Genomic DNA, 10,605 nt, shown 5'->3' on the forward strand with positions numbered 1-10,605 from the left:
TATCATTTGCCAGTGTTCAGCAATACTAGTTTTATATCTATTAATCGCTATATAGGAGAATCACCCTTGAACCAAGCGACGCTGCACCAGTTAAAGGTGTTCGAGGCGGCGGCACGGCACAGTAGCTTTACTCGTGCTGCTGAGGAATTGTTTCTCACCCAACCTACCGTTTCTATGCAGATTAAGCAACTCACAAAATCGGTGGGGTTGCCATTATTTGAGCAAGTGGGAAAGCGATTGTATCTGACGGAAGCAGGACGGGAATTATTTGCCACTTGTCGCCAGATTTTTCACAATATAGCCCAGTACGAAATGAAGGTGGCAGATTTAAAAGGGCTAAAACAGGGCCAATTAAAGTTGGCAGTGATTACAACAGCTAAATATTTTATTCCACGTTTGTTAGGGCCCTTTTGCGAACTTTATCCAGGGATTGATATCTCGCTGCAAGTAACGAATCACGAACAAATTTTGGAACGAATGAGTCAGAATCTGGACGACTTATATATTATGAGTCAAATTCCAGACAATATAGATGTGACTTGCGAACCATTTTTAGAAAACCCTTTGATAGTCTTTGCACCGACTAATCATCCATTATCCAAGGAAAAAAATATTCCTATACAACGTCTGTCTAATGAACCTTTTATTATGCGGGAACCAGGTTCAGGAACTCGTCGCGCCGTCCAAAAGCTATTTGAAGAACAAGGAGTTACGGTAAAAGTCAAGCTAGAATTGGGAAGTAATGAAGCAATTAAACAAGCGATCGCAGGTGGTTTAGGAATTTCTGTTTTATCTCGTCATACCTTACTATTAGACTCCTCAGAGTTTAGTATTTTAGATGTACAACACTTTCCCATTCAGCGAAATTGGTACATGGTTTACCCATCTGGCAAGCAGCTATCTATCGTCGCTCGTGCCTATTATGAGTATCTACTAGCTGCGGCAAAGAATTTTGTCGAGCAAAATGCTGATCCTGTTTCTAGTCCGCTTGAACCAATTCACGGGTAAGATAATTCGTAATTAGTAATTACGAATTCCCTAAAGGGGTTGACGGTTAGACCGGGAAACATTGACAATTAACCAGCAGAATCATTAAAAATGGGGGAAAACTGGCAGTGGTTAACCCGGAAATACCGTCTTGGCGCAAAACAGTACAAAGCGAGATTGTAGCTGTTACCGTGTATTCTGATAGAGCATTGGTTACACGGCGGGGTGTAGTTGATTTAACAGGAATTGAACAGGAATTAGTAATTACCCCAGTGCCAATGACTCTAGAAACTGAGTCTGTGAGGGTTAGTGGTACAGGTACGGTAGGGGTGCGCTTGGTGGGAGTTAGTAGCGATCGCATCTACACTACTGAACCTGTAGCGGAGCGAGTCGCACATTTGACAAGGCAAATTCAGCAATTAGAAGCAGAAAAACGCCACTTGCAAGCCCAAGTAGATGCTTTAGCATTGCAGTCTAGTTTTATCGCCGGCTTACGGGAAAAAACAGAAGAACCCTTTTCACAGAGTTTGTCGCGGAAAAATCTCAGCCTCAGCGAAACTTTGGATTTCCTCAACTTTCTCGGAAGCCAGTATAGTGAATATGCGATCGCATCTGGAGAGTGCAAAACCCAACAGCATGAATTAGACAAACAACTGCAAGCACTCCACACCTCATTGCAAAAAATCCAAACGCCCCATCCCAAAGAGAGTTTTAACTTAGTTGTAGCAGTGGAAGTAGCGGGTGAAGGCGAATTTGAGTTAGAGGTGTCCTATATAGTAAATCGCGCTAGTTGGAATCCGCTTTATGACTTGCGCTTTAGCACTACCAGAGATATTGTACATCTGAGTTATCTTGCAGAAATCACTCAAAGCACTGGCGAAGATTGGATTGGTGCAAATCTCACCCTTTCTACCGCTAAACCGGGATTAGGTACACTTCCACCCAAACTTGAACCCTGGTATATTGATGCTCCACGTCCACAACTGTTACAACGACACCGATTTACTGCCCAGCCACCACTGCTGCCTAGCATACCAGAACCACCTGCTTCTGCTGCCAGAGCAGATTGGCAAGAACAAGATGAAGTTGCAGAGGATAGTCTCATCCCAGCAGAAACCGTTACAGCAGAAGTATCTAAAGAAGGGAGTGTAGTTACCTTTAAACTGAATGGCGGTGGTAATATTCCCAGTGATGGCGCACCCCATAAAACTACGATTTTCAATGATGATTATCCTTGTAGCTTCGATTATGTAGCAATGCCGCGCTTGGTAAGTTTTGCTTATCTACAAGCGAATGTGAAAAATAATCCCAACGGTGCGACTTTGTTACCAGGTAAAGCGAATATTTTCCGCGACAACGTTTTTGTCGGCACTACTGGGTTAGAGAACATTGCGCCAGGGCAAGAGTTTAAACTTAACTTAGGAATTGACGAAGGTTTAAAAATTGAGCGCGACTTAGTTGAGCGCCTGGTAGATAAAAGATTAATTAGCAACCAGCGCCGGATTACTTATAGTTATCGGTTGATTGTTACTAACTTACTAGAGAAAGAAGTAAATCTAAAACTAACTGAACAATTGCCAGTTAGCCGCAACGAGCAAATTAAAGTCCGTCTCAGTCGCAGCAACCCACAAATTCAACTTGGTGAAATGGGGATTTTAGAATGGCTGTTAACTCTTCCAGCCCAAGAGCGACGAGAGATATATTATCAGTTTAATGTTGAACATCCGCCTAATTTAATGGTAGTTGGGTTAGATGTTTAGGGAATCTTAAAAAATAAATTCTCTAATTTTAATATTTAGTAGGATGCGTTACTTCGTTAACGCACCTTCTTTATTTGATTTCTTACGGTGCGTCGTAACCTCCGGCTTTCGCTGGCTGAAACCGCTTCGTCAAAATCCGCGATCGCTGATAAGTCAGTTTTATGATTAACATCAGTCTTTTTTTTGTCAAGCCCTGTTGACGATTTGTAACAAAACTGTTATATTTTGTTACATAAGTAAACAAAGAAGAGAAAAAACTATGTACACCACCACTAACGAAGACGGCATTCTCAACAACTATGCAGCAGAACCCCAGATGTACTACGCTGAGTACCCAGCAATTTGGGAACAACGTAAATACGTTATACAAAGTGTTTTTGCCACTTTAATCGTCACCACTTTAGTTTTAGTTGGTTTGAGTGTTAGCTAAGATTTTTTGATTTCAACTATCGCGGTATCTCATCGTTAATCTCACTTCTCGACTTTACCTCGGCTAAATTAGCCGGGGTTTTTTGTGTTTTATGTATCCCAAACAGTGAGTACTTTATTGCGTTGTAAAATAACAAGCCTAGTCTGTCGCAGGCATCGCCTGACAACAAACCACTGGTCAGCCATAAAATAAAGACAAATCAATAAAAGGGGGTGTTTATGGCAACCCAACTCGGTGAAGCTAAATCTTCAACAGAACTGGTAATATCTTGGGAAGCATTGCCCGCAGATTTTCACTTAGAGGATGAACCAGTGGAAAATACAGGTCAGCCACTATTGGCTGGTACTTTGCGCGAAAGCCTTGAGATCAGTGGTTTCATCAGAATTTTACCAACTCGAAAACAGGCGCTACGAGTTAAAGCAACCTGATGAAAATGGTCGTCATTGGATTGATTCAATGGGTTTATTTCTAGGAACTTGGCAAGGAACAAAAGAAGCCAGGACTGGTTACTGGTTGCGCTGGTGGGATGAGGCAGGTAATTTGTTACTTTGGGCAGTGGAACAAATTGAACAGGAACACCAGCAAAAAGAACGGCTAATTGCCTATTTACAATCTCAAGGTATTGATCCAAATAATTTGCCATAGCATATACAGACAAAATTCTCAAGTATTTGAGCACAAGCGCCTGAGTTTACAAAACGTACACGCCTAATTGTTGCGACTGACTACGCTGCTGATGGTTTACGTAACTTAACGGTGACATTAGAAAAACACCAGAAAAATATTCCTCTTAGTTGGTTATCTTCGCACCTAGGTGGTGGTGAACAAGTGGGTGATTTAGAAAACCTGATTACCCGTAATAGCTACAACCTTTACGCTTACGAAGGAGTGGGGCATCATACAGAAATTCAAGCACGGGCGGAAAAGCTACTCGCAGAGAAAAAAGCAAGAGAGGAAAAAAAATTGTGTTTTTGCTGAATCAAAAACCAGAATTATTCGTCACTTAAACTATCAATTCCCTACCTATTTCTTCTGGAGGATGATTTATGTCATCACAAATGCTGCGATTGATGTCTTTGGGTATTCTTGGCTTATCTTTGTGTCTGGGTAATTCCGCAGCAATGGCACAATATGATTCTACTAGCGACGGTGTAGTAGTACCAACAGTACCATCAGGCGGCACATCAGCACCAGTCCCAATAGACACATCTACAGGCATACCACCTTCACCCTCAGCTGACGGTACAACTCGATTTACCTGTCAGACTTACAATGGACAGTACACTGTCATGTATCAGCCACAAAGTCAACCAGGACAATTCTTTCCTTGGGCAGCACCTGCGGCTTTGGGCGGTGGTTGGGACGCACAAAGGCGTTGTGCAGCAATTGCTAGCCGTTTAGAACTTTATCGCCCAGATGGCTTACAAGAACTCCAGACAGCCGTAGAAAATAACGAAAATATTGTTTGCGTCACAACTGAAACTAACCCAACCTGTAGAATTGTGCTGACAGTCCCCCGTGGAAAAGATCCCTATGTTATCCGCAATAGCATTTTTCAGAACTTGACTACTGCTGACAGTGGACAACAGACTATAGCCGTTAACACTTATGGCGATCGCAGTAGTGGAGGTAACGAAATATATAATTTAGGACGTACACTTCTAGGCAGTGGCAATAATCGGGTTAGTTCATCTAGAAGCGGGATTAATCTCAAACCTTTCCTTGATGCCAAAGATGGCGGTACCGGAAACAATTTGCGGAGTGGAGTAGCAATTCGTCGTCAGTCTCAGCCTAACTCTGTTCGCTTAAATCCTCGTAATTTCCGATAAGCGATAGTGGCTTTTAATACAAAATGACTTTCAAATAAAAAATATCCAACTACTTAATATGGGGCGGACATCTTGTCCGCCTTTTTTTATGGGCGAGGGAGAACCCATAGCAAATATTTGTTGTTTTAACCTTTTGCTAGCTGTTTCTTAATATTACTGAGATAATTTGAGGTTGCTGAATATGGATTAATACTAGTAAATTATGTAGTTTTTTACACTAATCAATGTTTTTTTGAGCGTGATCTTGCGATCGCTCAAAACATCAGTACAGCCTAATCCTCGAATGTAAAATTCATCTTTGCATTCAACATTTTTTGCTGGCAAAAAAATGGCATTTACATTCCCAAGTATCCGCGCTCCCAGATTTTGACAAATAGAATCTACATCTATCCTAATTCTCATTATTTAGGAAGCTAAGTACAAACTTTGAAGGCTGCTTGTTTTTAGGAATTGCACCAATAATTCTTCTACAGATGTCTTCACGGTGAAATCCTTCAAGTTAGATTTACTACACAAAACTTCTTCAGTAAAAACACACTATTTATTTATGGCATCAACAATTCTTACTCCTGGCGATATAGCACTTATTGGTTACATTAATAACGGTAGCCCTGACTCCTTTTCTTTTGTCAACCTAGCGCCTATTGGTTCAGGTACAGTCATTTACTTCACTGATAACGGCTGGACAGGTTCAGGATTTAGGGGAGTGAGTAGCACTGATGCTGATGGTAGTGAGAACTTAATCAAATTCACTGCTAATGTTGACCTCCCTACTGGTACAGTTATCCGCAGCATTGATACCTCCTCACCCAATTTCACTTGGAGTAAATCGGGGTCAGTTGCACCACCTGCATCAGGCAGTTATGCGGATCTTTCATTTGCCCAAGGGACTGGCACATCTGGCGGCGATCAAATTATTGCTGTGCAATCCACAGGTACAAGCCCGTTACTATCAGATTTTACAGCTATCTCTCAAATTGACTACACTGGTGCATTTGAAGATGCAACCACTTCCAATACTGGTAATGTAGCACCGGGGTTATCTCAAGCTGGTAACACAGCAGTTCTGTTCAATAACTCGGCGACTTATGCAGCATTCAATCTTAATACACTCAGTAGTGGTACTAAAGCTGATTGGTTAGCGGCAATCAATAATGCCGCTAACTGGACTTTTGCCAGTAATACTACTTTACCGACTGGTAGTATTACTGTTTCTGGCGGTGCGGCTTCCCAACCAGACTTTACTATCAGTCAAACTGACTCTCCCGATCCGGTAATTGTTGGCAACCCCCTTACCTATACGATCAGCGTAAATAACAGTGGTACTGCCAATGCCAGCGGCATTACAGTCCAATACACCTTGCCTAATGGTGTAACCTTTAACGGTACAACCGTTGCCAACGGCTTCACTGCTAGCGTATCTGGTGGTATCGTGACCTTTTCTGGTGGCAGTATTAATGCTGATAGTAATGCTACCTTGACTGTTAACGTCACCCCTAATTCTCCGGGTACTCTCACCAGCGGCATCGCAACAGTAGACCCCAATAACACGATCGCTGAGAGCAACGAAACTAACAATACTGCCACTGCAATTACTACCACAGTTAATAATGTAGTGGTAGGACAAGCGCCAACTATTCAACTAGACACAGCCAGCACTACAGACTTGTTAGATGCTAACGGTGCTTTGTCTGCGACAGGGACGGGGGCAATTAGCGGCGTCATCGGCAATGTTAATGATCCGGCAAATACACTGGGCGTAAACTTTGCGATCGCTGACTCTGATACCCCTGTAGAAAATTTGACCGTTACAGTTACAAGCAGTAATGCCGCAGTGGTTCCTAACGGCAATCTAACGCTGACGGGGACTGGAGTCAGCCGCAATCTGAAAATTAATCCTGTAGGTGTTGGTAATGCAAATATTACAGTAACCGTCAGTGATGGTGCTAGTACTGCTAATTATGCGATCGCTTATGCAGCATCGGCGAATAATGGTACTGCCACAACTCAATTTTTAACAGGTACGAGTGATGCTTCTACAGCTATTCCCGTGGGTGGCACATTTTTCTTAGAAGCCGATGACGAAAATCAAGTCTTGCGCCTCTATGATGACAGCAAGTCGGGACTGCCTGTAACTGGCTTTGACTTCACAAGTTCTCTAGGGCTTACCCAGACTGACGGTTCTGGCGTGTTACGAGAAGTGGATCTTGAAGCTTCTACCAAGGTAGGCAATCGCATTTTCTGGTTAGGGTCACAAAGCAATAGCGATGATGGGAAAAATCGTCCTAATCGCGATCGCATTTTTGCCACAGACATCACTGGTACGGGAGCATCCACCACACTCAGTTATGTTGGTCGCTACAACTTTTTAAAGGAAGACATCATCAACTGGGATGTCAATAACGGTCATGGTAAGGGAGCAAATTACTACGGCTTGGCTGCCAGTGCTGCAACTAATGTCGGCTCAAAGCAAGCGGACGGCTACAATATTGAAGGTTTGGAAATTGCCCCCGACAATACCACAGCCTATATTGCCTTCCGCGCCCCTCAAGTTCCCCTCTCTGGACGCTCCAACGCGCTCATCGTTCCCGTTACCAACTTTGCTAGCCTGATATCAGCTAGCGGTGGTGGTGTTCAAGGCTCGGCACAATTTGGCGCTCCTATAGAATTAGATTTAGGTGGTCGAGGTATTCGAGAAATTCGCAAGAATGCCAATAACCAGTATGTGATTATTGCTGGCCCAGCAGGAGACGCAGGAGCAGCCCCCAACGATTTTCGCCTCTACACTTGGGATGGCAACCCCAACAGCAAACCGCAATTGCGGGCGGCAACATTCCCTGTCAGCTTCAACCCAGAAGGAATTATCACCATCCCTGATAACTTAACAAATACCTCTCAAATTCAATTCGTCAGTGATGATGGCAACAGCGTTCTCTACAACGACGGTACAGCAGCCAAAGATTTATCAGAGAACAATTTCAAAAAGTTCCGCACCGATAGCATTACACTCGGCGCTGTAGTCTTCACTCCTCGCATTCATGACATCCAGGGTGCAGCTCATATCTCTCCATTAAACGGGCAAAAAGTCGCTGATGTAGCGGGAATTGTCACAGTCCTAAAATCTAATGGCTTTTATTTGCAAGACCCCAACCCAGATAGCGACGATCGCACCTCGGAAGGTATTTTTGTTTTTACCTCATCAGCACCAACTGTGCAAGTGGGCGACTCTGTACTAGTTGGCGGTACGGTGAGCGAGTTCCGTCCTGGTGGTGCTACCAGTGCCAACCTGACTACTACAGAGATTATTAGCCCCACGATTGCCAAACTTTCCAGTGGTAATGTTTTGCCAACTGCCATAATTCTAGGTAATGGCGGCAGAACCATTCCAACGTCGGTAATTGATAACGACACTACTGGTAATATCGAAACTGGAACAACCACCTTTGACCCTGCCCAAGATGGCATTGATTTCTACGAAAGCTTGGAAGCAATGCGAGTACAGGTAAATAATCCTGTGGCAGTTAGTCCGACTAATTCTTTTGGGGAGATTTGGTTACTGGCAGACAATGGCGCAAATGCCACCGGACGCACAGCACGTGGTGGTGTCGCGATTAGTCCCAATGATTTCAATCCAGAGCGGATCCAAATTGATGATACTCTGTTTACTTCTGGTAGCTCACCGCAGGTTAACGTCGGTGCGACATTCAGCACGATTACAGGTGTGGTTGATTATAGTTTCAGCAACTACGAAGTTCTGCCCACCTCAGTAACAGTGACTTCTAACACGCTGACCAAGGAAGTTACTAATTTAACTCCCACCACTGACCAATTAACAGTTGCTACCTTCAACGTCGAAAACCTTGACCCCGGTGATGGTGCAACCAAGTTTAACAACCTTGCCAGCCGCATTGTTAATAATCTGAAATCACCAGATATCATTAGTCTCGAAGAAATTCAGGACAACAACGGGCCGACGAATGATAGCGTAGTTGATGCCAGCACCACCTTCCAAACATTAATTGATGCAATTACTGCTGCTGGTGGCCCCACATATCAATATCGCCAAATTAACCCAGTAGACGATACGAATGGTGGTGAACCTGGTGGAAATATTCGAGTGGGTTTCTTGTTTAATCCCAATCGTGTCAACTTTGTAGATCGCCCCGGTGGTACTTCCACTTCTAACACCACAGTCAGCAACGTTTCTGGTGTTCCTACAGTTTCTAATAGTCCTGGTTTGATTGACCCCACCAATTCCGCCTTTACTAGCAGTCGTAAGCCCTTAGTTGGTGAATTTACTTTCAACGGTAAAACTGTTTATATAATTGGCAACCACTTTAATTCTAAAGGTGGCGACCAACCGCTATACGGGCCAAATCAACCGCCAACCCTCACTAGTGAAGTGCAACGTCAGCAACAAGCCACGGTGGTAAAAAACTTTGTTGAAAGTATTTTAGCAATCAACCCCAATGCCAATGTAGTAGTAGCGGGTGACTTAAATGACTTTGAGTTCTCCAACCCCGTCAGCATTTTAGAAAGCGCTGGACTGACTTCCCTAATTAAAACCCTGCCTCAAAATGAGCGTTACACCTACAACTTTGAAGGTAACGCCCAAACCCTTGACCACGTTTTAGTTAGTAACAACCTACGCAGCAAGCTAGATGGGTATGATGTAGTTCACGTCAACTCGGAATTTGCCGATCAGGATAGCGACCATGACCCTAGCGTGGCTCGGTTTAATCTGGCTAAAAACAATGCTCCCACAGTACAACCGCTTGACGACCAAATCATCTCTACTAATAAACCCTTCTCTTTCAACGTCAGTAACAAATTTGCTGACATCGATCAAGGCGATACCCTCACCTACAGCGCTACAGGCTTACCCACTGGATCTAGTATTGTTGCTAATACTGGTGTGATATCTGGTACTATCTCCCAAATTGGTATCTTCGGAGTCACAGTTACAGCTGCTGATGGCCAAGGCGGTAATGTTAGCGATACCTTTGACCTGACTGTTGCCAATAACAAGGCGACATCTGGCAACGATATCATCTTTGTCAGCGAACTTACTGGTTTGAACAAATACATAGTTAATGCTCTAGCTGGGAGCGATCGCGTCATCGGCACTAATAACAATGAGTTAATCGACGGTGGAGGAGGCAATGATTACCTTGATGGTAAGGGAAGCATAGATGTACTCCTTGGCGGCGATGGCAATGACACAATTTTAGGTGGACTTGGCAGTGACGCACTTTCTGGGGGCAATGGTAATGATCACCTGATTGGTTGGGGAGGTGGCACAAACGAAATCGACCTGCTCAACGGCGATCAGGGTGCAGATACTTACGTCTTAGGTGATGCCGCTTCAGTTTTCTATACCAATTCTCGCAACAGTGACTACGCCGATATTGTCAACTTCCAAGTAAACGATCAGATTCAGCTTAAGGGAGTTGCTAACAATTACTCACTAGGGTCAGTTAGATCGGCTGTAGGCATTTTCACTAACAATGGAGCAGAATTGATTGCTGTTGTGGAAAACGGGTTAAACCGCAATACCAATTTGGCAACAGATACTCGTTTCGTCTTTGTTTAACGCAGA

6 protein-coding genes and 2 pseudogenes are annotated in these 10,605 nt (G+C 43.7%); 7 read left to right on the forward strand and 1 reads right to left on the reverse strand.

Annotation, left to right across the window (positions count from 1 at the left end; all coding sequences use genetic code 11):
• Nucleotides 1-66 precede the first annotated feature (66 nt).
• The 6 genes and pseudogenes from HWQ44_RS02050 to HWQ44_RS02075 all read left to right on the forward strand — a co-directional run bounded on the left by HWQ44_RS02050 (nucleotide 67) and on the right by HWQ44_RS02075 (nucleotide 5,006).
• Nucleotides 67-1,008: a LysR family transcriptional regulator gene (locus HWQ44_RS02050; RefSeq protein ID WP_292714065.1), complete on the forward strand. Its 942-nt coding sequence runs from the start codon at nucleotides 67-69 to the stop codon at nucleotides 1,006-1,008.
• 107 nt (nucleotides 1,009-1,115) lie between these two features.
• Nucleotides 1,116-2,747: a mucoidy inhibitor MuiA family protein gene (locus HWQ44_RS02055; protein WP_292714067.1), complete on the forward strand. Its 1,632-nt coding sequence runs from the start codon at nucleotides 1,116-1,118 to the stop codon at nucleotides 2,745-2,747.
• Between the two features lie 259 nt (nucleotides 2,748-3,006).
• The gene (locus HWQ44_RS02060) at nucleotides 3,007-3,177 is read left to right on the forward strand and encodes a ssl1498 family light-harvesting-like protein (RefSeq protein WP_292714069.1); all 171 of its coding nucleotides are present in this window, start codon (nucleotides 3,007-3,009) and stop codon (nucleotides 3,175-3,177) included.
• A gap of 218 nt (nucleotides 3,178-3,395) precedes the next feature.
• A pseudogene (locus HWQ44_RS02065) lies at nucleotides 3,396-3,822 on the forward strand (hypothetical protein).
• 57 nt (nucleotides 3,823-3,879) lie between these two features.
• Nucleotides 3,880-4,155: pseudogene (locus HWQ44_RS02070) on the forward strand (peptidase M48 Ste24p); the annotation flags it as partial.
• Between the two features lie 68 nt (nucleotides 4,156-4,223).
• Nucleotides 4,224-5,006 carry a COP23 domain-containing protein gene (locus HWQ44_RS02075; RefSeq protein ID WP_292714071.1) on the forward strand — a complete coding sequence of 261 codons (783 nt, stop codon included), beginning with the start codon at nucleotides 4,224-4,226 and terminating at the stop codon, nucleotides 5,004-5,006.
• A 192-nt stretch (nucleotides 5,007-5,198) separates the two neighbouring features.
• Here the strand turns inward: HWQ44_RS02075 and HWQ44_RS02080 are convergent, their stop codons facing one another.
• A complete protein-coding gene (locus HWQ44_RS02080; RefSeq protein WP_292714073.1) occupies nucleotides 5,199-5,408 on the reverse strand; it encodes a hypothetical protein in 210 nt (69 codons plus the stop codon).
• A 145-nt stretch (nucleotides 5,409-5,553) separates the two neighbouring features.
• Between HWQ44_RS02080 and HWQ44_RS02085 the strand changes: the two genes are divergently transcribed.
• Nucleotides 5,554-10,599: a CARDB domain-containing protein gene (locus HWQ44_RS02085; protein ID WP_292714075.1), complete on the forward strand. Its 5,046-nt coding sequence runs from the start codon at nucleotides 5,554-5,556 to the stop codon at nucleotides 10,597-10,599.
• Nucleotides 10,600-10,605 lie beyond the last annotated feature (6 nt).

The organism is Nostoc sp. JL34 (assembly GCF_017114945.1).
Taxonomy (GTDB): Bacteria; Cyanobacteriota; Cyanobacteriia; order Cyanobacteriales; family Nostocaceae; genus Nostoc.